The organism is Streptomyces sp. NPDC042371 (genome assembly GCF_056437465.1).
In genome coordinates, this window is record NZ_JBWKAP010000001.1 from 1,041,928 (window position 1) to 1,065,215 (window position 23,288).

Sequence of the window (23,288 nt, forward strand, 5' to 3'; positions counted from 1 at the left end):
TCCCTCTACCCATGGGAGCGCTTCCATGCCTGAACCCCTTACCTTTCCTGCGGACTTCCTCTGGGGCGCGGCCACCTCCGCGTACCAGATCGAGGGCGCCGTGCGCGAGGACGGCCGCACCCCCTCCATCTGGGACACCTTCAGCCACACCCCGGGCCGCACCGCGGGCGGCGACACCGGTGACGTCGCCGTCGAGCATTACCACCGCTACCGCGACGACGTGGCGCTCATGGCGGACCTCGGCCTGAACGCCTACCGGTTCTCCGTCTCCTGGTCGCGCGTGCAGCCCACCGGGCGTGGCCCCGCCGTCCAGCGCGGCCTCGACTTCTACCGGCGCCTCGTCGACGAGCTGCTCGCCAAGGGCATCAGGCCCGCCCTGACCCTCTACCACTGGGACCTGCCGCAGGAGCTGGAGGACGCGGGCGGCTGGCCGGTGCGGGAGACCGCCCTGCGGTTCGCCGAGTACGCGTCCATCGTCGGCGAGGCGCTCGGCGACCGCGTCTCGTCCTGGATCACGCTCAACGAGCCCTGGTGCAGCGCCTTCCTGGGCTACGGCTCCGGCGTCCACGCCCCCGGCCGCACCGACCCGGCGGCCGCCCTGCACGCCGCCCACCACCTGAACCTCGCACACGGCCTGGGCGCACAGGCCCTGCGCGCCGCCCTGCCCGCCCGCGCCCAGGTCGCGGTCAGCCTCAACTCCGCGGTGGTCAGGCCGGTCTCCGACGACCCGCGGGACCAGGACGCCCGGCGGCGCATCGACAACCTCGCCAACGGCATCTTCCACGGCCCGATGCTGCACGGCGCCTACCCGGCGGAGCTCTTCGCGGACACGGCCCGGGTCACCGACTGGTCCTGCGTGCGCGAGGGCGACCTGGCCGCCGCGCACCAGCCGCTGGACGCGCTGGGCCTCAACTACTACACGCCCGCGCTGGTGTCGGCCGCCCCGGAAGGACCGGGGAGCAGGCGCGCCGACGGGCACGGGGCCAGCGACCACTCCCCCTGGCCGGGCTCCGACGACGTCGCCTTCCACCAGACGCCCGGCGAGCGCACCGAGATGGGCTGGACCATCGACCCGACCGGGCTGCACGAGCTGATCATGCGGTACACGCGGGAGGCGCCCGGACTCCCGCTGTACGTCACCGAGAACGGCGCGGCCTACGACGACAAGCCCGACCCGGAGGGCCGCGTCCACGACCCGGAGCGCATCGCCTACCTGCACGGCCACCTGGCCGCCGTCCGCCGGGCCATCGCCGACGGCGCCGACGTCCGCGGCTACTACCTCTGGTCGCTCCTGGACAACTTCGAATGGTCGTACGGCTACGGCAAGCGCTTCGGCGCGGTGTACGTCGACTACGAGACGCAGGTCCGCACGCCGAAGTCCAGCGCCCGCTGGTACGCGACGGTGGCGGGCGCCGGTGAGCTGCCGCGCGAGTACGCCGCGGACTGACCTGCGGGGAGCGGCGGCCCGGGAGCCGAGTGGCAGCACACCACCCGGCTCCTTAGGTTGCCGATATGCCATATAAATCTCATATCGCAATAGACCAGGCACGGTGAGCGCCGGTGGGCGTACTCCGTGATCACCCCGAGTTCGCGCTGTTCATCTGCCTCGCCCTGGGCTACCTCGTGGGCAAGGTGCGCGTCGGCCCCATCACCCTGGGCGGCATCTGCGGCACGCTGATCGTCTCGCTGCTGCTCGGCGCCTGGGCCGAGGTCGTCGTCTCCGACGACGTCAAGACGATCTTCTTCGCGCTCTTCATCTTCGCCCTCGGCTATCTCGCGGGCCCGCAGTTCTTCTCCAACCTCAACCGCGAGAGCCTGCGCTTCTTCGCGCTCTGCGGCATCGAACTGGTCTGCGTCCTGGGCATCGCGTTCGGCCTCGCCAAGGCCTTCGACCTGGACGTCGGCACGGCGGCGGGCATCCTGGCGGGCGCGGCCACCGAGTCGGCCGTCGTCGGTACGGCGACCGAGGCCATCGGCAAGCTCGACGGCCTCACCCCGGACCAGATCACCCAGTACCAGGGGCACGTGGCCACCGCGTACACGGTCTGCTACCTCTTCGGCCTGATCACCATCGTGCTCTACACCAGCCAGATCATGCCGATGATGCTGCGCATCAACCTGCGGGACGCCTCGCGCGAGCTGTGGGAGAAGATGCGCGGCTCGGGCGGCGGCCTGGAGCCCGACGAGCGCCAGGCACTGCCGGGCATGGTCGGCCGCACCTATCTGGTGACCACGGCCGACGGCAGGACCGTCGGCGACCTGGAGTCGGATCTCGAAGGACGGGTCACCGTCGAGGCCGTCAAGCGGGGCAGCAAGAACCTGACGCCCGCGCCCGGCCTGGCGCTCACCCTCTCCGACCTGGTCCTGGTGGTCGGCCGCCGCGCCAACGTCATCGAGTCCGGGCACCTCATCGGCCCCGAGACCCCCGGCATCCCCGGCGTCGACACCCCGCTGGCCACCACCCAGGTCGCCGTCACCGAGAAGTCGACGGACGGCATGAGCGTGGACGCCCTCCAGCACGAGCACCCCGAGTTCATCAAGGACGGCGTGTACGTCACCGACGTGCTGCGCGGCGACCAGCATCTGCCCGCGACCGGTGGCACCACCGTGCGCCGCGGCGACGTGCTCACCCTGGTGGGCGCGCGCTCCGGCCTGAACAAGCTGGTCGCGAGGATCGGCTCGGTCGTCAGGAACGACGCCACCGACTTCATCTATCTGGGTCTGGGCATCGCCGCCGGTTCCCTGCTCGGGCAGGTCGTCGTGCACTTCGGCGATGTGCCCATGTCGCTCGGCACGGGCGGCGGCTGTCTGATCTCCGGGCTGCTCTTCGGCTGGTTCCGCTCCCGCAAGCAGACCTTCGGGGCGTTCCCGCCGCAGGCCGCGAACACCCTCAAGGACATGGGCCTGGCGATCTTCATCGCCTGTACGGGGCTCGTGTCGGGGCCGCAGGCCTGGCCGCTGCTCAAGGAGTACGGGGCGCTGCTCCCGTTCGCCGGGATCGCGATGGTCCTGGTGCCCGCGACGATCTCGCTCCTCGTCGGCCGCAAACTCCTGAAGATCGAGAAACCGCTCCTCATCGGCGCCATCGCGGGCCAGCAGTGCTCGACCCCGGCGATCACCTCCGTCACCCAGGTGGCCCAGAGCTCGGTCCCGCTGCTGGGCTACACGATCACCTACGCCCTCTCGAACTTCCTGCTTCCTCTGACCGGGCCGATCCTCGTCGGCGTACTCGGCGCCTGACGTGGCGCGTCCGGAGCGTAGAGAATGATCGATTTCCTCAACCGGAACATCTTCCAGCCCCATCCCGAGCTGCTCGTCTTCATCACCGTGGCGATCGGCTTCCTCTTCGGGAAGCTGCGCTACAAGGCCATCGGGCTCGGGGCGGTCACCGGCTGCCTCATCGCGGGACTGCTGCTCGGGGCGCAGTTCAAGGTCGACATCGACGGCACCGTGAAGAACCTCTTCTTCACGATGTTCCTGTTCGCGCTCGGCTACAAGGTCGGCCCGCAGTTCTTCCGCGGCCTGAAGAAGGACGGCCTTCCGCAGGTGCTCAACGCGGTCGTCGTCTGTGTGACCGGTCTGCTCGTCTGCTGGGGCTTCGCCGCGATGCTCGGCTACGGCCCCGGGCTCTCGGCCGGTCTGCTCGGCGGCGCGCTCACCCAGTCCGCCGTCATCGGTGTCGCGGGCGACGCGATCTCCAATCTGCCGGGGCTCAGCTCCGCGCAGATCAAGAGCGAGTCGAACCTGGTCGCCATCGGATACGCGGTGACGTACCCCCTCGGCACGATCCTCTGCGCGATGCTGCTCGCCAACGTCCTGCCCAAGCTCTACCGCAAGGACCTGGCGGCCGAATCCGCCGCCCTGGCCAAGGAACTGGACGCCCCCGGCGACGACCCCGACCTCGCCGAGGGCTACTACGAGGTCGTCCTGCGCGCCTACACCATCCAGCGCCCCGACCTCATCGGCCGCACCGTCGAGGACTTCGAGAACCAGCAGCGCGAGCTGGGCCGCCGGGTCTACCTCACCCGCGTCCGCAGGGAGGGGAACATCCTCGACCACGACCAGCAGCTCGCCCTGCGCGAGGGCGATGTCGTGGCGCTCAGCGCGCTGCGCGGTTCGCTCGTCGAGTTCGACGCCCGTACGCACATCGGCGCCGAGACCGACGACGTCGAACTCCTCGGCTACCAGACCGAGTCACTGCACGTCGTGGCCTCCGAGAAGGGCCACCTGGGCAGGACCATCGGGGACCTGCGGCGCGAGCCGTTCATGGTCGGTGTCTACGTCGACAAGCTGTACCGCTCCGGCGCCGACTTCCCCTACCGCCTCTCCACCCGGCTGGAGCGCGGCGACACCCTGGTCCTCACCGGCCCCAGACGCCTGGTGGACCCGGCGGGCAAGGAGCTCGGCAAGCCAGTCCCGACGTCCTTCGCCACCGACATGATCTGGGTGGGGCTCGGCATCTTCCTCGGCGGCTGCATCGGCATCCCGGCGCTGACCGCGGGCGGCGTGCCGATCTCGCTCTCCACGTCCGGCGGCGCGCTGATCATGGGCCTGGTCTTCGGGTGGATCCGCGGCAAGTACCCGACGTACGGGAACGTCCCGCCCGGCGCCCAGTGGTTCATGGACACGCTCGGGCTCTGCCTGTTCGTCGCGGTGGTCGGCATCAACGCGGGGCCGAGCTTCACCTCCGGCCTCTCGACGGCCGGTTGGGGCCTGCTCGTGTTCGGTGCGGTCGCCACGGTGATCCCGCTGATCGTCGGCTTCCTCTTCGGCCACTACGTCCAGAAGATCCGCTTCCCGATCCTGATGGGCGTCCTCGCGGGCGGCCAGACGACCACCGCGGCGATCGGCGCGATCAACGAATCGTCCAGGTCCCAGATCCCGACGCTCGGCTACACGATTCCGTACGCCGTCGGAAACGTGCTCCTGACGATCTGGGGCGCCGTCATCGTCCTGCTCCACCACTGATCCCCGGAGGAACGAGCCGTGCCCAAGACCACCTTCACCCGCGAGGAAATCCAGTCCTTCGCCCAGCTCAGCCCCTTCGAGCTGAAGGACAAGTTCATCCAGATCGCCCAGGCGGTACAGGCCGACAAGCCGGGGCAGAAGGAGACGTCCAGCGTCCAGATGCTCAACGCGGGACGCGGCAACCCCAACTGGATCGCCACCGGGCCCCGCGAGGCCTTCTACGCGCTCGGCTACTTCGCCCTCTCCGAGTCGAGGAGGGTGTGGACCGCCGACGACCTCGGCGGCATGCCGGAGAAGAAGGGATCGGGCGCCCGCTTCGACACCTTCGTGCGGCAGCACCCGGACCTGCCCGGCATCGAGCTGCTCCAGAAGTGCGTCGAGTACGCCGTCGAGCGGTTCGGCTTCGACCGGGACGACTTCATCCACGAGCTGACGGACAGCTCGGTCGGCGACAACTACCCCGTCCCCGACCGGATGCTGAACCACGCCGAGCAGATCGTGCGCGGCTACATCGCAGACGAGATGTTCGACCACAAACCCCCGCCGGGCAACCTCAGCCTGTTCGCCACCGAGGGCGGCACGGCCGCGATGTGCTACATCTTCGACTCGCTCATGAAGAACGGGGTCCTGCACAAGGGCGACAAGATCGCCCTGATGGTGCCGGTGTTCACGCCGTACGTCGAGATCCCCGAGCTCGACACGTACGAGTTCGACGTAACGTACGTCGAGGCCAGCATGTTCGCCGAGGCGGGCGTGCGGGAGTGGCGCTACCCGGAGGAGGAGGTGGCCAAGCTCGCCGACCCGGACATCAAGATGGTCTGCCTGGTCAATCCCTCCAACCCGCCCTCGCTCGCGCTGAGTCAGCGGGTCGCGGACCAGATCAAGCAGATCGTCGCCACGTCGAACCCGAACCTGCTGATCGTGACGGACGACGTGTACGGGACGTTCGTCGAGGGCTTCCGGTCCGTCGCCGCCGACCTGCCGCGCAACACGCTGCTCGTCTACTCGTACTCCAAGCACTACGGCGCCACCGGCTGGCGGCTCGGCGTGATCGGGCTGAACGACGACAACGTCATCGACGAGCTGATCGCGGCGCTGCCGCAGACGGAGAAGGACCGGCTCGCCAAGCGGTACGGCACGCTGACGCTGGAGCCGGAGAAGATCAAATTCATCGACCGGCTGGTCGCGGACTCCCGTCAGGTGGCGCTGAACCACACCTCGGGGCTGTCCCTCCCCCAGCAGATGATGATGGTGCTCTTCTCCCTCTTCGACATGCTCGAGCAGGGGCAGGCCTACAAGCTGCGCATCCGCGCGATCGTGCGGCAGCGGCTCGAACTCCTCCTGGAGGGCGCCGAGATGAAGATCTCGGACGACCCGCACCGGGCGGGCTACTACATCGAGCTCGACCTGCTCGCCGAGGCGGAACGCGTCCACGGCAAGGACTTCGCCGACTTCCTGGAGAAGAACTACGAGCCGGTCGACCCGCTGTTCCGCCTCGCCGAGCAGACGCACGTGGTGCTCCTGAACGGCGGCGGCTTCGAAGGCCCCGAATGGTCGGTGCGGGTGTCGCTCGCGAACCTCGACGACCTCGACTACCTGAAGATCGGGCACCACCTGCGGTCGATCTTCAACGACTACGCGTCGGAGTGGCAGGCGTCCAAGGGGTAGCGCGGGAGAGAGGTAGGCGCCCCGACCGGGTGGGGGGTACCGGTCGAGGCGCCGTGGGGGGCGGTGGTTCGGAGGGGCCTACTTGTAGGCGCCGAAGGCCTTCGTGAAGGCGAGCGGCTCCTGCTCGATCGAGGAGCAGACCGGCGAGGCGCCGCCGCCCGAGCCGCCCTCGCACGCCTTGTCGCGGGTCGAGGACCACATCGAGAGCCAGCCGAGGTCCTTCTCCGCGGCGAACTTCACCAGCTCCGTGGCGTCGTCGACCTTGAAGACCTCGGTGGTGACGTCGTTGACGCCGATCATCGGGGTGACCGCGACGGTCTTCCAGGCCGCCTCGTCGGACAGATCGAGGGCGCCCTTGATCTGCTTCTGCGTGGCGGTGGCGGCGTCGATGGCGTACTTGCCCATGTCGCCGTTGTAGGACGGCCCGTAGTCCATCGCCATGATGTTGACGGCGGAGACCTGCACGCCGTTCTTCTTCGCGTCGGCGACGAGGTCGACGCCGGGCTGGGTCAGGCCCTCGGGCATGACGGGCAGCGTGAACGAGACGTCCAGGCCCTCGTGGTCCTTCTGCAGCTGCGCGATGGCCTGCGCGCGGCGGGTGTTGGCGGCGGTGTCGGGAAGGGCACCGCCCTCGATGTCGAAGTCGACCTTCGTCAGCTCGTACTTGTCGATGACCTTGCCGTACGCCTTGGCCAGCGCGTCGGCGCTGTCGCACTTGAGGCCGAGCTCGGAGCCCGCGGCCCCGCCGAAGGAGACGCGGACGTCGCCGCCCTTGGCGCGCAGGTCGTCTATCTGCGCGGCCACCTTGTCGTCACCGAGGCCTGTGGTGCCGCCCCACAGGGGCTCGCAGCCGCCGCCGGAGGTGATGAAGGCGAGGTTGAACTCCTTCACGCCGGTCTTCTCCGCGGTGTCGAGGAGGTCGTAGGCCGGGGTGAGGGAGGTGTCGACGAAGGGCGCGAACTTGGCGGCGGCCTGCGTGGCTTCCGCGGACTCCGTGGACTTGTCGGCCGGGGCCTTCGTCGCCAGTGCCGTGCCGGAGAGGAGGAAGGCGCCGCCGCCGACGAGGGACGCGGCGACGAGTCCGCCGATGACCTTGGACCGGGTGCTCACCGTGCGCCGGTGCGTGCTGCTCATCGCGTTCCTGCCTTAGCTGTACGGGGGTGGGGGTGCGATCACGCTAGCCGCGCGGAGGACGACAAAAGGGGCAACCCTGCGCCGAGTTGAGGATCTTAGGGCGCCCTTAAGGAAGAGATCGGGGGTGGTTAAAGGTGATGCTCGACCGCGGGTCGCGGGTGGTTGCTCGCACAGTTCCCCGCGCCCCCGGAAGGGGCGCTCGGGCGCAGTTCTCCGTGTGCCTGGCGGGGGCCTCGCGTGGTGTTTTTTAAGGGCGCGGGGAACTGCGCGAGCAACCACGACGCACCCGCAGGGAGGCACCCACCGGAAATCAGCCCGTGCTGGGAGCGCGGCGGCGTCGACGGACGGCCGCCCCCCGGTGCCCCCGGCGCCCCGCCGCGGGCCGGTGGGAGCCCAGCTGGATCCAGATGCGGACCTCCGTACCGCCGAGGACCGAGCTGCCGATGCGCAGATCGCCGCCCGTGGACTCGGCGAGGCGGCGCACGATGTCGAGGCCGAGGCCCGTGGAGCCGTCCTCGCCGGAGCCCGCACCCCTGGCGAGCGCCGCCTCGGGGTCGGCGATGCCGGGGCCCGCGTCGGAGACGAGCACGATCACGGCGTCCTCCCCGTTGTGGACGTCGACCGAGAAGGCGGTGCCCTCGGCCGTGTGCCGGAAGACGTTGCCGAGCAGCGCGTCGAGCGCGGCGACCAGCTCGGGGCGGGCCACCGGTATCCGGACCGGCCGGTCGACGCCCGCCACCCGGACCTCGCGCCCCTCGTCCTCGGCGAGCGCCGACCAGAAGGACATCCGCTCCCGGATCACCTCGGCCGCGTCGCAGCCCGCGCCGGGGCCGACCATCGCCGTCTGCGGCTTGGCGTCACGGGCGGTGCGGATGATCGTGTCGACCTCGCGCTCCAGCGTCTCGACCGCCGTGCGGGTCTGCTCCGCCGCGTCGCCCTCGCCGAGCGAGGCCGCGTTGAGCCGCAGCACCGTCAGCGGCGTCCGCAGCCGGTGAGAGAGGTCGGCCGCCAGCTCCCGCTCGTTGGCAAGGAGTTGTACGACCTGGTCGGCCATCGAGTTGAACGCCACCGCGGCGAGCCGCAGTTCGGTGGGCCCCTCCTCCGGCACCCGCGCCCCCAGCTTTCCCTCGCCGAGGTCGTGCGCGGCGCCCACCAGTCGTTTCGCGGGCTGGACCATGCGTACGCCGAGCCGGTCCGCGACCGCGACCGAGCCGATGACGAGGGCGATGCCGACGCCCGCGAGCACCACCCACGCCGTCGTCACGCCATTGCTGACCTCGGCCTCGGGGACGTAGATCTCCACGACCGCCGTGCCCGAGCTGAGCGCGGTCGGCTGCAGGACCACGAAGCCGCCGGGCACCCCGGTGGTCCTGGCCCGGCCCTCCTTGCGGGTGGCCTCCACCGCTCGCGCCCCGGCCCTCGGGTCGCCGACCTCGAAGGCGTCGGCGTCCCCGACGGCAGGCACGTACACGGCCATCCGCCCGTCGCCGCCCGCCTCGGACGAGGCGACGGCCCGGGTGAGCTCGGCGCGGTCGGTGGTGATGGAGAGCGTGGGGCCCATGCCCGCACCGTGCCGTTCCGCGTTAGAGAGGGCACGGTCCCTCGCCATCTCCTTGACGACGAGGCCGAGCGGCACCGCGAAGGCCACCACGACCATCGTGGTGACGGCCAGGCAGACCTTGACGAGGGCCCACCTCACAGCTGTGGCTCCGGCACCGGCGGCTCCAGCTTCACGCCGACCCCGCGCAGGGTGTGGAGGTAGCGCGGGCGGGCGGCCGTTTCGCCCAACTTCCGCCGCAGCCACGACAGATGTACGTCGATGGTCTGGTCGTCGCCGTAGCTCTGCTGCCAGACCTCGGCGAGCAGCTCCTTGCGCGGCACGACGACACCGGGCCGCCCGGCGAGGAAGGCCAGCAGGTCGAACTCGCGCCGGGTCAGGTCCAGCCGCGCGCCGTCCAGCTCGGCCTGGCGCCGCAGCGGGTCGATGCAGAGCCCGCCGACCTGGAGCACGTTGCTCGGCGGCGCCTCGCCCGCCGTGACGCGCGCGCGGCGCAGCACGGCGGCCATGCGCGCCGAGAGGTGCTCGACGGAGAACGGCTTGGTGAGGTAGTCGTCGGCGCCGTCGTTCAGGAGCCGTACGATCTCCGCCTCGTCGTCCCGCGCGGTCGCGATGATCACGGGGACGTCCGTGATCCCGCGGAGCATCTTCAGCGCCTCCGACCCGTCGAGGTCGGGCAGGCCGAGATCCAGGATCACCACGTCAAAACGGAAATGGGCGACCTCCCGCAGCGCCTCCAGGGCCGTGCCGACGCTGCGCACGGTGTGCGATGCCTCGGTCAGATGCCGGATGAGGGCGGAGCGTACGAACTGGTCATCCTCGACGACGAGCACACTTGCCATGGGCGGCACCGTACGCCATACGGCGGAACCCGGTCGTCCGCGGGCGCCGGGTCCCCCACAGGACACATGTGCGGCGCGTGGTGCAGTATGGCCCGCGATGCGCAGAGGACTCGTACACGGAATCGCATGGTCGCTCGCCACGGGCGCGGCGGTCACGCTGTCCTGGTGGGGCGTCCACACGGTGATGGCGGGGACCGCCTACGACCCGCCGCGCGCCCTGCCGCTGGCGGCCGACGACGGCGGCCAGGGCGGTACGGAGCCCATCGTCTCCTCGACGCACCGCTCCGGGCCCTCGTCGTCACAAAAGCCCGCGAAGTCACCGAACCCGTCAAAGTCGCAGAAGTCGCAGAAGCCCCCGAAGTCGCCCACCCCGTCCGGAACGCACTCCGACAAGCCCACCTCATCCCCGCCCACGGGCTCCGGCACCGGCACGGTGAAGAGCTACAACACCGCGGGCGGCCGGGTCGTCTTCGATCTCGGCAAGAACGCGGCGACGCTGGTCTCGGCGACCCCGGCGGCGGGCTGGTCGGTGCAGACGTGGAAGCAGGACAAGTGGATCCGCGTGGAGTTCACGGGTGGCGCGGCCCGGGTCTCGGTCTTCTGCACCTGGCACGACACGGCGCCCCGGGTGGACATCGACAAGTACTGACCGGCACGCGGCCCGCCACCATGGCGGTCAGCGGAAGACCGACGGCGGCGGTGCGGGCGAGGCGACCGCCGCGGCGTCCGTGACGGCCGCCGCTCCGCCGCTGAAGTCCTTGAGCCCGCGGCCGTGTTCGAGCCTGCCGGGGTGCGGGTCGCCCGCGCAGCGCCGGGTCAGTTCGGCGACGGGCAGCTCCCGGTCGGAGCCGAGCAGCACGGCGTTGCCGAAGCGTTTGCCGCGGAGCACGGCGGGGTCGGCGGCGAGGGCGAGCTCGGGGAAGAGCGCGGCGGCGGTGGCGAGCTGGCCGCGCAGGTGCGCGAGGGGCGGGCCGTCGGCGAGGTTCGCCGCGTAGTACCCGCCGGGCTTCAGGACCCTGCGGACTTCGCTGAGGAATTCGGTGCTGGTGAGGTGGGCGGGGGTGCGTGCCCCGCTGAAGACGTCGGCGACGACGAGGTCCGCCCAGCCGTCGGCGATCTTGGCGAGGGCTTCGCGGGCGTCGGTGCCGCGCACCCGGATCCGCGACTGGGGGTCCAACGGCAGTTCGCGGCGGACGAGTTGGACGAGGGCGGTGTCGCGCTCGACGACCTGCTGGGTGGAGCGGGGGCGGGTCGCGGCCACGTAGCGGGCGAGGGTGAAGGCGCCGCCGCCGAGGTGCAGGGCGTGGATCGGCTTGCCGGGCGGGGCGACGAGGTCGGCGATGTGGCCGATCCTGCGCTGGTACTCGAAGTTGAGGTACGCGGGGTCGTCGAGGTCCACGTGGGACTGCGGTGCGCCGTCGACGAGCAGGGTCCAGGCGCGCGGCCTGTCCCGGTCGGGTATGAGCTCGGCGAGCCCGCCGTCGACCTTCTCGACGACGGCTTCCCGCGCCTCCCGGGACCGCTTGTTCCTTGCCATCAGGCCATTATCGGCGCACGTGGACGGCGCGGCCCGCCGACGGGGCGGGGGCGGGGGCAGGAACGGGCGCGGGGATCGGGCGCGGGGGGGGTGGTGCGCCTGGGTCGGGCGCAGGGGTGGGGCGCGGGGGTCAGGCGCGGGGATCAGGCGCAGGGGTAGTGCGCGGGGATCAGGCGCGGGGATCAGGCGCAGGGGTAGTGCGCGGGGATCAGGCGCGAGGATCAGGCGCAGGGATCGGGCGCGAGGATCAGGCGCAGGGGTAGTGCGCGGGGATCAGGCGCAGGGGTGGTGCGGGGTGCTGCGGGGGCCGGTCAGCGGCAGTTGTCGGCGGCCTCGATGGTGCGGGCCGCCTGGCCGAGCGCGGCCCGCAGGACGGCCGGGTCGGTGACGGGGTCGTTCTCGCCGTCCGGCGGGAGCAGCCAGCCGGTGCCCGCGACCGGCGGGTCGGGGACGACGGGTCCTGTGGGTCCCGGCGCCGGGTCCGCGTACACGCGCATGCCGCGTCCGAAGGTCTGGGTGCAGGCGCTGCCCGGCAGGTCCCAGCCGTCGGCGGTGCCGGGCGGCACGAGGAAGCCGAGGGTGTCGCAGCCCCCGTCGTGCAGCACGGGGCCGATGGTCTCGGCCGACCCGCGGCGCAGGATGTCCACCGCTTCGAGGCCCTGCCTGGCGGGGACGGTGACGAGGTCGCAGCACTCGTCGTCGCAGGGCTCGGGGCCGGGGGGCGGCGGCGCGCTGCCCTCCTGCGTGGGCCAGTGCCGCGCCGTCGTGCGGTTCGCCGTACGGAAGTCGTTGTTCTCCGCGCCGGTCTCCAACAAGGAAACCCCTCCTCGTCAGTGCGGCAGCCGCCCTGCTCCCGCTCCTCATGGTTCAACGCGGCAGGGCGTCAACAGGCACTGCGGCGCGCCGCCACAAAGGATGGCAGTTCATGGCGGATCCCGGGTGAGATATCCGGTTTGTAGCCAAACTCGGTGTGGTGGACCCATCACACCCGGTACGTTCGTGCTCCGCCGGAACAGGGGCAGGCCCGCGAGATCCAGCGCGCGGGCGCGGCGTCCAGTGCGCGAGCGTGTGCACGATCCGGCACGATCCGCACGAGAGGGTCCGGCCATGGCGTCGTCACCGATGACATCGTCAACTCAGTCCCCACGACCGAACCTTGCTTTCCGGCAGCTCCGCGGAAAGCGTTCACCCGGCGAGTTCGCCGCGGCGGTCCGACGGGCCGCCCGCGAGATCGGCGAGCGGGTCAGCTGCGACGCACGCTACGTCGGGCGCGTGGAGGCGGGCGAGATCCGCTGCCCCAACTACGCCTACGAGCGCGTGTTCCTGCACATGTTCCCGGGCCGGACCCTGACGGACCTGGGATTCGCGCCCCGCGCGCTGGTGCGCGGAAGGGGGGCCCGCACCGAGCCCGACCCCCGCGCCTGTGATCCGTACACGGTCCAGACCCACGAGGAGAGCGACGTGCAGCGTCGCGCGTTCATGACCGGCTCCACGGCCACCGTGGCCGCGGCCCTGGGACCCGTCGGTCTCACCCTGAGCGGCCCCGCGGAGGCCGCCGCCCTGTGCGGCCGCAGGGTCGGCGAGGCCGAGGTCCACGCGGTCGAGGAGGCCGTGCGCAAGATCAGGCTGCTCGACGACCGGCACGGCGCCGACGGCCTCTACCGGCGCGCCGCCGCCCCGCTGCGCACCGCCTACACCCTGCTCGACGCGGGGACCACCACCCGGCAGACCACCTCGGACCGGCTGCATGCGGGCGCCGGTGAACTGGCGATCTCCGTCGGCTGGCTGGCCCACGACTCGGGCCGCTTCGACGACGCCCGCTCGCACTACGCCGAGGCCCTCGCCACGGCCCGGGTCTACGGCGACGCCGCCCTGGAGGCGCACGCCTTCTGCAACACGGCCTTCCTGGCGCGCGACGCGGGACGCCCGCGGGAGGCGGTGCGGGCGGCGCAGGCGGCCACCCGCGCGGCCCGCCACTTCGGCTCGCACCGGCTGCTCTCCCTGATCGCACTGCGGGAGGCCGGGGGCTGGGCGGGGCTCGGCGACCGCGGGGGCTGCGAGCAGGCCCTGTTGCGCGCCCACAGCCTCTTCGACCGGGGGCCCGGCGACGACGACCCGGAGTGGATGAGCTTCTACGGCCCGGCCGAGCTGGCCGGTCTTGAAGCGCAGTGCTGGTCCGCCCTCGGCGAGTGGGGGCGGGCCGCGGGACACGCCAGGATCGCCGCGGCCATCGCGTCCTCGCAGACCCCGCAGTTCACCCGGAACATCGCGCTCTACACCGCGGAGCTCGCCGACGACCTGGCCCGCGCGGGCCGCCCCGACGAGGCGGCAGAGGCGGGGCTGCGGGTCCTCGCGCTCCTCATCGAGGTGCAGTCCTCACGCATCCAGTCGATGCTCGCCACGACGGCACGGGTGCTCCTGCCGCACGGCAGCACCACCGGCGTGAGCGAGTTCCTGGAGAAGCATGCCTCCCTGCCGCACGCGGTGTAGCCGTCCCGGGCTGCTAAGCGAGGTGACCCGTCTCGTTCCACGACTCGACGGCAGGCTCTCCGTAGGCCCAGCCCAGGACCGAGAGGGACGTCGGATTGAGGCGGATGCGGGCGGCGAACTCGATGCCGAGCCCCAGCCAGCGCGCCCCGATGACCCGCAGGATGTGGCCGTGCGCGAAGACCAGCACGTCGCGGTCGGCGCTGCGCGCCCACTCCACGACCTCGTCCGCGCGCGCGGAGACCTGCGCCAGCGTCTCGCCCTCGGGGACGCCGTCCCGCCAGATGAACCAGCCGGGGCGGATCGCCTGGATGTCGGCGGGGGTCATGCCGTCGTACGCGCCGTAGTCGAACTCCATGAGCGCGTCCCAGGTGGTCGCGCGGTCGCCGAACCCGGCGATCTCGCAGGTCTCCCGCGCGCGGGACAGCGGGCTCGTGCGCACCTCGACATCCGGGAGGCCGTCGTAGGGCGCGCGGTGCAGCCGCTCGCCCAGGAGCTTCGCGCCACGGCGGCCCTCCTCCAGGAGGGGGATGTCGGTCCTGCCGGTGTGCTTTCCGGACAGCGACCACTCCGTCTGTCCGTGCCTGGCCAGCAGGATGCGCGGTGCCATGGAAATCTCTCCAAGTCGTACACATGCCGATCCGGCCACGAGCGCCGGTGACACTTTTGGTGCTTTTTACGGACAGCGGGCGCCTGCCCCCTCCATCATCACCCACCTGTGGCAGAGCACTCGCCCTGCCTGGCAACCCGGTCGCCGATCTCTGCGTCTAAGACGACCGGGGGATGCCTCGACCACCCCGGCGACCGCCGTAAAGTGAGGCGGCGGTATACGCCGCATGAACAGGGACGCGCGGTACAGGCCGCATGAACAGAGACGATGGGGGACCTACCGGATGCCGAAGACCGACGTGCCGGGCACCATGGGCATAACCGGGCACCGGCTCCGCTGGTGGACCGAGCTGCCACTGATCGTGCTGGTGTACGCCGCGTACTCAGCGGGCCGGCTGATCGTGCGGGGCGACGTCGCCAGTGCGATCGATCACGGCGTGGGGATCCTCAAGGCCGAGCAGTTCCTGCGTCTCGACGCGGAGAGCCCGCTGAACCGCCTGTTCACCAGCAACGCCTGGATCGGTGTCCCCGCGGACTTCTGGTACGCCTCACTGCACTACCTCGTCACGCCCGCGGTCCTCATCTGGCTGTTCCGCAGCCGCGCGGTCCACTACCGGGCGGCACGCGCCTGGCTGATGACCTCCACCATGATCGGCCTGATCGGCTTCACGCTCCTGCCGACCTGTCCGCCCCGGCTGCTGAGCAAGGGCTACGGCTTCGTCGACACCATGGCGCAGTACAGCGACTTCGGCTGGTGGGGCGGCGAGGCGAGCGCGCCGCGCGGGCTCGGCGGGATGACCAACCAGTACGCGGCGATGCCCAGCCTGCACGTCGGGTGGGCCCTGTGGTGCGGCGTGATGCTGTGGCGCTGCGGCCGCTCGCCGCTCACCAAGGTGGCCGCGGTCGCCTACCCGCTGATCACCACGATCGTGGTGATGGGCACCGCCAACCACTACTTCTTCGACGCGGTCGCGGGCGCCGCCGTGATGGGCGTCGGGCTGCTGCTCGTACGGCCCGTGCAGCGGCTCACGGAGCCCGTGACGAACCGGCTTCGGGCGCGCTTCCTGTCGGCCACCGAGCCCTCGTCCGCCACAGAGTCCTCAATTGTCAGTCCCGGGTGCCAGACTTCGACAGGTGAGCGAATTCCCCGACAGCGCAAGCAGAGTGCCCCCCACGGCGCCGAGTCGAGTGCCCGCCCAGCCGACGCAGGACGCCCCGCAGAGGCAGGGGACGGCGCTCCGGCAGCGGCTCACTGAGCTGCGCGGCGCGGACCTCGTCGCGCGGCCGCTGGACGCCCGGGCGCTGGCCGCGCTCGCGGCCAACCCTGGGTGCAGACGGCGCGCGCTCCTTGACGGCGCGGGAGTGGACAAGACGGCGCTCGCGGAGTCGCTGGGCTCGCCCTCCGGCTTCGGCCAGTCCCAGTTCGCGTTCATGCGGGGCAATGCCTTCGAGGCGCGGGTCAAGGCCGACGGCGGGGCGGAGCTGCTGCGGCTGACGCACGGCAGGCTGGGCGGCGGGCCCGAGCCGGTGCCGGGCGAGGCGGCCGTGCCCGACCTGTCGGCGGCGGGCCCCGAGGGGCGTGCCGCGCGGACCGCGCTCGCGCTGCGGGAGGCGACCGCTTCCAGCGGCTGGACGCTCCTCGACCACCCCATGCTGGCGCTGGACGTCGCGGGGACTCCCGCGTTCCTGGAGCCGGACGCGGTGGTGGTCCATCCGGACGGCGGCTGGACGGTCGTCGAGATCAAGTCCTTCCCGATGATCGACGGCTCGGCGGACGCGGCGAAGGTCGGCGGGGCCGCCCGCCAGTCCGCGGTGTACGCACTGGCGCTGGAGCAGGTCGCCGAGCGCATGGACCCGGCGCCCCAGGTGCGGCACCACGTGCTCCTGGTCTGCCCGAAGGACTTCTCGAACCTGCCGTCGGCTTCCGCGGTCGACGTCCGCAAGCAGCTCTCGGTCACCCGCCGCCAGCTGGCCAGGCTGACCCGCGTCGAGGACATCGCGGCGGAGCTGCCGCCGGGCACGACCTTCGACGTGCGGCGCCCCGCCGCGGAGCTGACAGCGGCGGTCGAGTCGGTCCCCGCGACGTACGCCCCCGAGTGCCTGGCCGCCTGCGAGCTGGCCTTCCACTGCCGGGAGCGGGCCCGCGAGGAGGGCGAGGTGACGTCGCTCGGCCGCTCGATCCGCGGCGATCTCGGCGGCCTGACGTCCATCGGCGAGGTGCTCGCGGCCGCCCGTGGCACGGCGGGCGATCCGGACGACCCGGCGGTGGCCGCGCTGCGCAGGGCGGCGGAGCTGCGACAGGAGGCGCTCTCCGGCGCGGGGGCCTCGGGGGGTGCGTCACGCTGACCCCGGACCGGCAGGACCGTCGAGACCGTCAGCACCGGCAGGCCCGTCAAGACCGTCAGCACCGGCAGGACCGGCAGGACCCGCGGACGAAAGAGGGACGACCTTGTCGCTGATCGACAGCCTCGCCCGGCTGGAGGCGGTCACCACCGGCCGCGCCCAGCCGCGGGCCACGGTGCGGCACCGGCACATCTCCCAGCGCCCCCTGGTGCTGGTCCCCCTGATCACCGCCGGTGAGGCGGGCGCACCGCTCGGCGCCCTCGTCGGGACGGAGCGGACATCGCCGCGCCTCCTCGTCGTGCCCCAGCCCCGCGACCGCGACCTGCGCTTCACGTTCCTCGCCCAGCTCGCCGAGATCGTCCTGCCGTACGTCGACGGGTACGCGGAGGATGTCGAGGCCGCCGAGCGCAACGAGACCGACCCGGAGACCCGCAAGCGCGTCAAGGTCGAGGTCGAGCTCTGCGCGGACGCCCCGCAGCTGATCGTGCCGAGCCGCGCGGGCATCGAGTTCGTCCGGCTCCTCGGCCGCTCCACCCGCTTTCGCCGCACCGCGGAGCAGGACCCCGAGGCGCCCCATCCCGCCCCGCCCCGCGTCCCCCTCCTCGGCCGCTGGCTGACGCACTTCGGGGAGCGCGCCCGCGTCCCCGGGTCGTCGCTGCTCACGGCCATGACGGAGCTGCTCTCCCGGCACTGGGCGACGGGCCAGTCCAGCCTGGAGGACCAGCACCTGGGCGCCCTGCTCGCCTGGATCGAGGCCCCGGAGGGCACCTCGGGCGCCGCTGCCGCGCTCCGCGCCGAGCTGGCCCGCGACGGGGACGGCCAGCTCCTTTGCCCACCCGCGGGCCCGGCCACGGACCCGGCGTTCGACAACGACCTGCTGGCCCCTGCCATGGAGCGCTACGACCGCGCGCGCAGCGCCCTGGCGGCCGCCGAGGACGGCATCGAGGCGGACGAGCGGCTGGCGCGCCTGACCGCCGCCGAGCGGGAGATCCACGCGCTGATCGAGACCAGGACCCGCCCCACCTGGGACGCCGTGTGGCGCGGCCTCGACGCCCTGTGCACGCTCCCCGAGGCCCCGCACGCCACCGACCGGTGGACCCGCGACCGCTGGTCGTTCACGGCCCACCGCGACCGCGTGACGGCGGGCGAGCCGCCGCAGCCCCGCGTCGACGACGCGGTCACCGCGGCGAACAAGCTGGCGACCCGCGAGCGCGAGCAGGCCCGCCTCGACGCCCAGGAGGCCCTCGACGACCCCCTGGTGATGGCGGGCCGCCGCCTCGCGGGCGAGGCCTTCGTCGGCGAGGTGACGGAGGTCGTCATGGCGTACAGCGAGGCCAAGAGCCCGCGGCCGCGCCCGCTCGTCACCGTCCGCACGGACGACCACCCGCACCTCGGCGAGCGCACGAAGGTGTACCGCGCGCTCGGCGGCAAGCCGCAGACCGCGGAGTTCGTGGCGTACGAGGGTGAGGGCGAGGGCGGCAAGGGGACGGTCGTGCTGCGGATCACCGACAAGATGGGCCGCGGCAAGGAGCCCGATGCCGGGTCCGTCCCCGGCAAGGGCGACCGGATCTGCTGGACGCTCTTCGAGCACGAGCAGCGCGGCGGCCCCAAGCTGCCCGACCCCGAGGACACCCCGTGGACGCACGGCGGGCCGCCGTCGACCACCGCAGAGAGCCCCGACCCCGTGACCGCGGAGGACACCCTGTGATGCAGCTCGCCCCGCCCGCGGGCGCCTCCTTCGACCCCGGCGCCGAGGCCGCGCGCGCCACGGAGGCGATCCTCCACGACACGCTGCACGGCACGCACCGCGGCGTCGTGGTCGACTCCCCGCCCGGCGCGGGGAAGTCGACGCTCGTGGTCCGTGCGGCCCGTGAACTGGCCGCGGCGGGCCGCCCTCTGATGGTCATCGCGCAGACGAACGCGCAGGTGGACGACCTCGTTCTGCGGCTCGCCGAGAAGGATCCCGAGCTTCCCGTGGGGCGTCTGCACAGCAGCGACCCCGATCCGTACGACAAGGCGCTCGACGACTTGGCGAACGTGCGCAAGTCGACGAAGGCGGGCGACCTGGCGGGCCTGGACGTCGTCATCTCGACGGCCGCGAAGTGGGCACATGTCGATGCCGGGCAGCTCGACGCGCCGTGGGGGCACGCCATCGTCGACGAGGCGTACCAGATGCGTTCGGACGCGCTGCTCGCCGTGGCGGGGCTCTTCGAGCGGGCGCTGTTCGTGGGCGACCCGGGGCAGTTGGACCCGTTCTCGATCGTGGGCGCAGAGCAGTGGGCGGGTCTCTCCTACGACCCGTCGGCGTCCGCCGTGGCGACGCTCCTGGCCCACAATCCCGAGCTGCCGCAGCACCGCCTGCCGGTGTCCTGGCGGCTACCGGCCTCGGCCGCGCCCTTGGTCTCGGACGCGTTCTACCCCTACACGCCCTTCCGCAGCGGCACGGGTCCCGGGGACCGTGCGCTGAACTTCGCGGTGCCGTCGGACGGTTCGGGTCCCGACCGGGTGATCGACGAGGCGGCGGAGGCGGGCTGGGGCCTCCTCGAACTGCCCGCGCGCAACACGCCGCGCACGGACCCGGAGGCGGTCCGGGCGCTGGCCCAGGTAGTCCGCCGCCTCCTCGACCGCGGCGGCGCAGCCACGTCAGAACGCGGCCCCGACCCCACACCCCTCACCGCGGACCGCATCGCGGTCGGCACCGCCCACCGCGACCAGGCGGCGGCGGTCCGGGCCGCGCTAGCGGACCTGGGCGTCACGAACATCACGGTGGACACGGCCAACCGCCTCCAGGGCCGTGAGTACGACGTGACGGTCGTCCTGCACCCCCTCTCGGGCCGCCCCGACGCCACGGCCTTCCACCTGGAAACGGGCCGCCTCTGCGTCCTGACATCCCGGCACCGCCACGCCTGCATCGTGATCTGCCGAGCAGGCGTCGGCACCCTGCTCGACGACCACCCGTCCACGGAACCGGTCCAACTGGGCGTCACGGTCAAGTTCCCGGACGGCTGGGAAGCGAACCACGCAGTCCTGGCCCGCCTCGCCGAACACCGGGTGCCGTGGCACCCCTGATCGACACCCACCTCAACACCGCCCCCGCCGGACGGAGACCGGCACGCCGCCGGAGGCGGCCAAAGGAAACAGCCCGGACGGCTGGGAAGCGAACCACGCAGTCCTGGCCCGCCTCGCGGAACACCGGGTGGCCTGGCGGCCCCGTTAGAGGCCGCGGGACGGTGGGGCTGCCAGGGGGCTAACGGGGCGACGGAGTCCGGTACGCCGCCGTCGGCGGCACGATCCGGGGCAGCTCCCACGCCGCGCGGAAGCGGTCGAGGATCGTGTGTGCGCTGTACGAGGAGATGGCCAGCTCCTGGCGCGCCTCGGCGAGCCGGTCGAGTTCGCCGTCCGGTCCCTTGCTCTGGGCCCGTCGGCGCCGCGGGTCGAGGTCGGGCCTGCCGAACACCTGGAGGAGCGTCAAGGCGAAGTACGTGCAGACGACCACCTCGTGGCGCAGGCCACCGCCCGCGTCCGGCTCGGGGGCGGCAGGATCCGGACCGTCGGGCCGTGCGGGTTCGCCGGTCGGCGCCGTGCCGACGTCCCCCACCAACTCCCGCAGGCGCGCCTCGATCTCCCGCTCGTCGGCGCCGTACGCCGGGTGCAGCAGGCGGACCAGCGCGTGGAGGCGGCTCATCAGCGGGCCGCCCTCGGGCCCCGCGTCCGTCAGGGCCAGTAGCGTACGGAACCCCTCGAGCGTGTTGACCAGTTCCTCCTGGACGACCCGCCGGATCAGGTCCCGCTCCTCCCCCTGCGTGGCGTCGTGCTGCGCCCCGGCGAGGCGGCGTGCGTAGCGGATGAGGTCGCGCGGTATCCCGCCGGACAGGACGTGCGCCAGCAGCACGAAGGGGTGGCCGAGGCGCTCGGCCCGCCGGGCGAGTATCTGCTCCGATTCCCCTGTGGTGCGCGGCGGTACGTAGAACGTGTCGTCGATGGAGCTGTCGGTGGCATCCCGGTGGGGAAGGCTGCGCCGGGCGAAGGCGGCGCCGATGTCCTCCGCCACCGAGATGAGGTAGCAGACGTTCCGGACGCCGAAGACGGCCTTGATCTGCCCGAGGAACCTCCGGGCCGTCTCCATATCGCCGAGCCGGTCGAGTTCGTCGATGGCGATGACCACGCGGACGCCGTGCCACCGCCCCACCTCGTCGGCGATGGCTTCGAGCAACTCGCGGTACTCAGCGACCAGTTCAGGAAAGGTGAACGGCACGGACGAGACGGAGGTGGAGCTGGAGGCGGTGGTCGCCGCGCCCAGGACCTGCGGGAGGCCGAGGCTCATCCCGGTCGTGGTGTTCCGCACCGTGCGCAGCCTTGCCAGGTGCCGTACGCACCTCTCGTCGAGGGACGCCCTGGCCCGCACCGGGCGCCGGAAGGACGGGAACAGCCGTAAGCCCACGTACACGAGCGGGATGCCGACGATCCACGGATGGTCCTGCCAGAAGCCGACCGCGCTCGCCCAGGCGTCCGCGCCGCTCTCCCGCATCCGGTCCACGTCCCGCGGCGAGACGAACTCCTCCCGGGACCAGAGCGCGGCCTGGTAGAGCCCGGCGGCGATCGCCCCCAGGGCAAGGGCCATCCGCACCAGCCAGCGCAACGCCTGCAGTCCCGCCGTCAGCGCGCGGCGCCTGCGGGGCCGGTACTCGCCGAGGTCCGGCACGCCCGTGCCGAATTCGTCCAGATAGCCCGCGCACACCTTCCCGAAGAGCGCGAGCAGGAATTCGTGCGGGCTGTACTCGGCCGGGGCGCTGACGAACACGGAGAAGTCGCGCGGCGTCTCCTGCTGATGGGTGGAGCACGCCCTCAGCAGGGTGGTCTTGCCCGCGCCGCGCGGCCCGCAGACCGCGATCGTGCCGCCGTGGATCTGGTTCATCCGCTGCTTCAGCTGCTGCTCGGCGGCGCTGAGGACCACGTACTGCGGACTGTGCAACTCCCGCAGCCCGTCGAAGGATTCGCCGGAGAGGAACTGCTCCCACGCCGGGCCGAGCAGGTCCCTTGCCGCCTCCTCGAGGCCGGGCAGCACGCCGTTCCCCTCAAGGGCCCGCTGCCACTCCTCGCGCCGCCCGGTCAGCCGCCGTCCGAGCCGTCGTGCCGCGCCGCCGGACCGGACCAGGCCAACCGCGGCCACCACGCGACGGCGCGAGTCGGCGCGGACGGCCACCACGAGCGCGCCGAGCAGGAGGCCGCCCACCAGGGCGCGGCCGGTCCACTCGGCGCCGCGGCCGTCGACCAGCCACACGCCGACCGTCCACCACAGGAGGCTGGCGAGCGCCAGCAACGCCCAGGCCCGCAGCCAGGCGTCTGGCGCGGGCACCCCACCGAACTCGGCGCGCCGCCTTCGATGGTGGGCGAGGAGGTCCGCGGTCCGCCGGTAGAGCTCGTACTCCGCGCGCGTCTCGTCGTGCACCACGTCGACGAAGGTGCGCCCGTAGGCGGTCCGCTCCAGGGCGTCGGGCGAGACCGCGAGGCGCAGGCCGTAGTACTGGCGCAGCCGCGGCTCCCAGAGGCAGCCCTGGACGACGTTCCGGTAGAGGGCCACGTCGGCCGCGTGCGGCCAGGGCCATGCGAAGTCGTCCGGGCCCCCGCCGTGCCGCGTCATGGTCCCCCCACCGGTCGCGTCCGCACTCCCGGTCAGCGTAGTGAGGACCGGCCCTGCCGTGCTGAGAGGTACGCCACCGCGCGGGCCCCGTGGCCCACTTGTGCGGCAAGGGACAATAGGAGATGGCCGACGTACGAGGAGGAACAACCATGGCGGAGCCCGAGCGGCCCCGGACCGAACAGCGCATGCGGCCCGCGCCGCTGCTCTTCGAACCGGCGGAGGCCGGTGCCGACCCGGAGCACTTCTTCGACCTGGAGTCGATGGAGGACCCGCGCGAGCTGCTGGACCGCGCGACCGAGCTGACCCACGCGTTCCGCGCCGCCACGGACCGGTCCGTCGAGTTCCAGGCGATCGCGGCCGCCCAGCTCGCCGACCCCCGCCGCTTCGACCGGATGACGCCCGCGCTGATCGCGGAGCGCGCGGAGTGGACCGAGGACTACGCGAAGAAGATGGTCGAGTTCGGCCGTGATCTGCTGCGGGGCGGCGCCGAGAAGCGTTAGC

18 protein-coding genes are annotated in these 23,288 nt (G+C 72.2%); 11 read left to right on the plus strand and 7 right to left on the minus strand.

Features of this window, described 5'->3' with window-relative positions; all coding sequences use genetic code 11:
• Nucleotides 1-25: 25 nt before the first annotated feature.
• The 4 genes from AC068B_RS04550 to AC068B_RS04565 all read left to right on the plus strand — a co-directional run bounded on the left by AC068B_RS04550 (nucleotide 26) and on the right by AC068B_RS04565 (nucleotide 6,636).
• Entirely contained in the window at nucleotides 26-1,447 is a 1,422-nt protein-coding gene (locus tag AC068B_RS04550; RefSeq protein WP_478668937.1) for a GH1 family beta-glucosidase, read from the plus strand.
• Between the two features lie 113 nt (nucleotides 1,448-1,560).
• Nucleotides 1,561-3,240: an aspartate-alanine antiporter gene (gene aspT, locus AC068B_RS04555; protein ID WP_478668938.1), complete on the plus strand. Its 1,680-nt coding sequence runs from the start codon at nucleotides 1,561-1,563 to the stop codon at nucleotides 3,238-3,240.
• A 24-nt stretch (nucleotides 3,241-3,264) separates the two neighbouring features.
• Entirely contained in the window at nucleotides 3,265-4,968 is a 1,704-nt protein-coding gene (gene aspT / locus AC068B_RS04560; protein ID WP_478668940.1) for an aspartate-alanine antiporter, read from the plus strand.
• A gap of 18 nt (nucleotides 4,969-4,986) precedes the next feature.
• Nucleotides 4,987-6,636 carry a bifunctional aspartate transaminase/aspartate 4-decarboxylase gene (locus AC068B_RS04565; protein WP_478668941.1) on the plus strand — a complete coding sequence of 550 codons (1,650 nt, stop codon included), beginning with the start codon at nucleotides 4,987-4,989 and terminating at the stop codon, nucleotides 6,634-6,636.
• Between the two features lie 78 nt (nucleotides 6,637-6,714).
• Here AC068B_RS04565 and AC068B_RS04570 read toward each other — a convergent pair whose 3' ends face one another.
• The 3 genes from AC068B_RS04570 to AC068B_RS04580 all read right to left on the minus strand — a co-directional run bounded on the left by AC068B_RS04570 (nucleotide 6,715) and on the right by AC068B_RS04580 (nucleotide 10,170).
• Complete coding sequence (locus AC068B_RS04570) at nucleotides 6,715-7,770, minus strand: chitinase (protein WP_478668942.1); 1,056 nt, start codon at nucleotides 7,768-7,770, stop codon at nucleotides 6,715-6,717.
• A gap of 310 nt (nucleotides 7,771-8,080) precedes the next feature.
• Nucleotides 8,081-9,469 (minus strand): sensor histidine kinase, encoded by a 1,389-nt coding sequence (locus AC068B_RS04575; protein WP_478668944.1) that lies wholly within the window; start codon nucleotides 9,467-9,469, stop codon nucleotides 8,081-8,083.
• Nucleotides 9,466-10,170: a response regulator transcription factor gene (locus AC068B_RS04580; RefSeq protein ID WP_478668945.1), complete on the minus strand. Its 705-nt coding sequence runs from the start codon at nucleotides 10,168-10,170 to the stop codon at nucleotides 9,466-9,468. Before AC068B_RS04580 ends, AC068B_RS04575 begins: the two co-directional genes overlap by 4 nt.
• Nucleotides 10,171-10,267: 97 nt before the next feature.
• On the opposite strand from AC068B_RS04580, the gene AC068B_RS04585 reads away from it, so the two are divergent.
• Nucleotides 10,268-10,819 carry a hypothetical protein gene (locus AC068B_RS04585; RefSeq protein ID WP_478668947.1) on the plus strand — a complete coding sequence of 184 codons (552 nt, stop codon included), beginning with the start codon at nucleotides 10,268-10,270 and terminating at the stop codon, nucleotides 10,817-10,819.
• A 27-nt stretch (nucleotides 10,820-10,846) separates the two neighbouring features.
• Here the strand turns inward: AC068B_RS04585 and AC068B_RS04590 are convergent, their stop codons facing one another.
• Both AC068B_RS04590 and AC068B_RS04595 read right to left on the minus strand, forming a co-directional pair.
• Complete coding sequence (locus AC068B_RS04590) at nucleotides 10,847-11,707, minus strand: spermidine synthase (protein ID WP_478668948.1); 861 nt, start codon at nucleotides 11,705-11,707, stop codon at nucleotides 10,847-10,849.
• A gap of 311 nt (nucleotides 11,708-12,018) precedes the next feature.
• Nucleotides 12,019-12,519 (minus strand): hypothetical protein, encoded by a 501-nt coding sequence (locus AC068B_RS04595; RefSeq protein WP_478669255.1) that lies wholly within the window; start codon nucleotides 12,517-12,519, stop codon nucleotides 12,019-12,021.
• 295 nt (nucleotides 12,520-12,814) lie between these two features.
• Here AC068B_RS04595 and AC068B_RS04600 point away from each other — a divergent pair, with 295 nt between their 5' ends.
• The gene (locus AC068B_RS04600) at nucleotides 12,815-14,197 is read left to right on the plus strand and encodes a tetratricopeptide repeat protein (protein ID WP_478668949.1); all 1,383 of its coding nucleotides are present in this window, start codon (nucleotides 12,815-12,817) and stop codon (nucleotides 14,195-14,197) included.
• Nucleotides 14,198-14,210: 13 nt separating this feature from the next.
• On the opposite strand, the gene AC068B_RS04605 is transcribed toward AC068B_RS04600, so the two are convergent.
• Nucleotides 14,211-14,804, minus strand: a complete 594-nt coding sequence (locus AC068B_RS04605) for a histidine phosphatase family protein (RefSeq protein ID WP_478668951.1) — start codon at nucleotides 14,802-14,804, stop codon at nucleotides 14,211-14,213.
• 283 nt (nucleotides 14,805-15,087) lie between these two features.
• Between AC068B_RS04605 and AC068B_RS04610 the strand changes: the two genes are divergently transcribed.
• The 4 genes from AC068B_RS04610 to AC068B_RS04625 all read left to right on the plus strand — a co-directional run bounded on the left by AC068B_RS04610 (nucleotide 15,088) and on the right by AC068B_RS04625 (nucleotide 20,215).
• Nucleotides 15,088-16,059, plus strand: coding sequence for a phosphatase PAP2 family protein (locus AC068B_RS04610; protein ID WP_478668952.1), 972 nt, complete (start codon nucleotides 15,088-15,090; stop codon nucleotides 16,057-16,059).
• Entirely contained in the window at nucleotides 15,992-17,149 is a 1,158-nt protein-coding gene (locus AC068B_RS04615) for a hypothetical protein (RefSeq protein ID WP_478668954.1), read from the plus strand. The genes AC068B_RS04610 and AC068B_RS04615 overlap by 68 nt, the downstream gene beginning before the upstream one ends.
• Nucleotides 17,150-17,252: 103 nt before the next feature.
• A complete protein-coding gene (locus AC068B_RS04620; RefSeq protein ID WP_468562736.1) occupies nucleotides 17,253-18,854 on the plus strand; it encodes a hypothetical protein in 1,602 nt (533 codons plus the stop codon).
• Nucleotides 18,854-20,215: an AAA domain-containing protein gene (locus tag AC068B_RS04625; protein ID WP_478668955.1), complete on the plus strand. Its 1,362-nt coding sequence runs from the start codon at nucleotides 18,854-18,856 to the stop codon at nucleotides 20,213-20,215. Before AC068B_RS04620 ends, AC068B_RS04625 begins: the two co-directional genes overlap by 1 nt.
• A gap of 178 nt (nucleotides 20,216-20,393) precedes the next feature.
• On the opposite strand, the gene AC068B_RS04630 is transcribed toward AC068B_RS04625, so the two are convergent.
• The gene (locus tag AC068B_RS04630) at nucleotides 20,394-22,787 is read right to left on the minus strand and encodes an ATP-binding protein (protein ID WP_478668957.1); all 2,394 of its coding nucleotides are present in this window, start codon (nucleotides 22,785-22,787) and stop codon (nucleotides 20,394-20,396) included.
• A 149-nt stretch (nucleotides 22,788-22,936) separates the two neighbouring features.
• Here AC068B_RS04630 and AC068B_RS04635 point away from each other — a divergent pair, with 149 nt between their 5' ends.
• On the plus strand, nucleotides 22,937-23,287 hold the full coding sequence (locus tag AC068B_RS04635; protein WP_356264842.1) for a hypothetical protein: 351 nt from the start codon (nucleotides 22,937-22,939) through the stop codon (nucleotides 23,285-23,287).
• Nucleotide 23,288 lies beyond the last annotated feature (1 nt).

Coding starts and splice junctions, on each gene's coding strand:
- AC068B_RS04580 (WP_478668945.1), bottom strand. CDS start 10,170: ATGGCAAGTGTGCTCGTCGTCGAGGATGACCAGTTCGTACGCTCCGCC.
- AC068B_RS04590 (WP_478668948.1), bottom strand. CDS start 11,707: ATGGCAAGGAACAAGCGGTCCCGGGAGGCGCGGGAAGCCGTCGTCGAG.
- AC068B_RS04635 (WP_356264842.1), top strand. CDS start 22,937: ATGGCGGAGCCCGAGCGGCCCCGGACCGAACAGCGCATGCGGCCCGCG.
- AC068B_RS04550 (WP_478668937.1), top strand. CDS start 26: ATGCCTGAACCCCTTACCTTTCCTGCGGACTTCCTCTGGGGCGCGGCC.
- AC068B_RS04610 (WP_478668952.1), top strand. CDS start 15,088: ATGCCGAAGACCGACGTGCCGGGCACCATGGGCATAACCGGGCACCGG.
- AC068B_RS04585 (WP_478668947.1), top strand. CDS start 10,268: ATGCGCAGAGGACTCGTACACGGAATCGCATGGTCGCTCGCCACGGGC.
- AC068B_RS04625 (WP_478668955.1), top strand. CDS start 18,854: ATGCAGCTCGCCCCGCCCGCGGGCGCCTCCTTCGACCCCGGCGCCGAG.
- AC068B_RS04600 (WP_478668949.1), top strand. CDS start 12,815: ATGGCGTCGTCACCGATGACATCGTCAACTCAGTCCCCACGACCGAAC.
- AC068B_RS04605 (WP_478668951.1), bottom strand. CDS start 14,804: ATGGCACCGCGCATCCTGCTGGCCAGGCACGGACAGACGGAGTGGTCG.
- AC068B_RS04570 (WP_478668942.1), bottom strand. CDS start 7,770: ATGAGCAGCACGCACCGGCGCACGGTGAGCACCCGGTCCAAGGTCATC.
- AC068B_RS04630 (WP_478668957.1), bottom strand. CDS start 22,787: ATGACGCGGCACGGCGGGGGCCCGGACGACTTCGCATGGCCCTGGCCG.
- aspT (WP_478668940.1), top strand. CDS start 3,265: ATGATCGATTTCCTCAACCGGAACATCTTCCAGCCCCATCCCGAGCTG.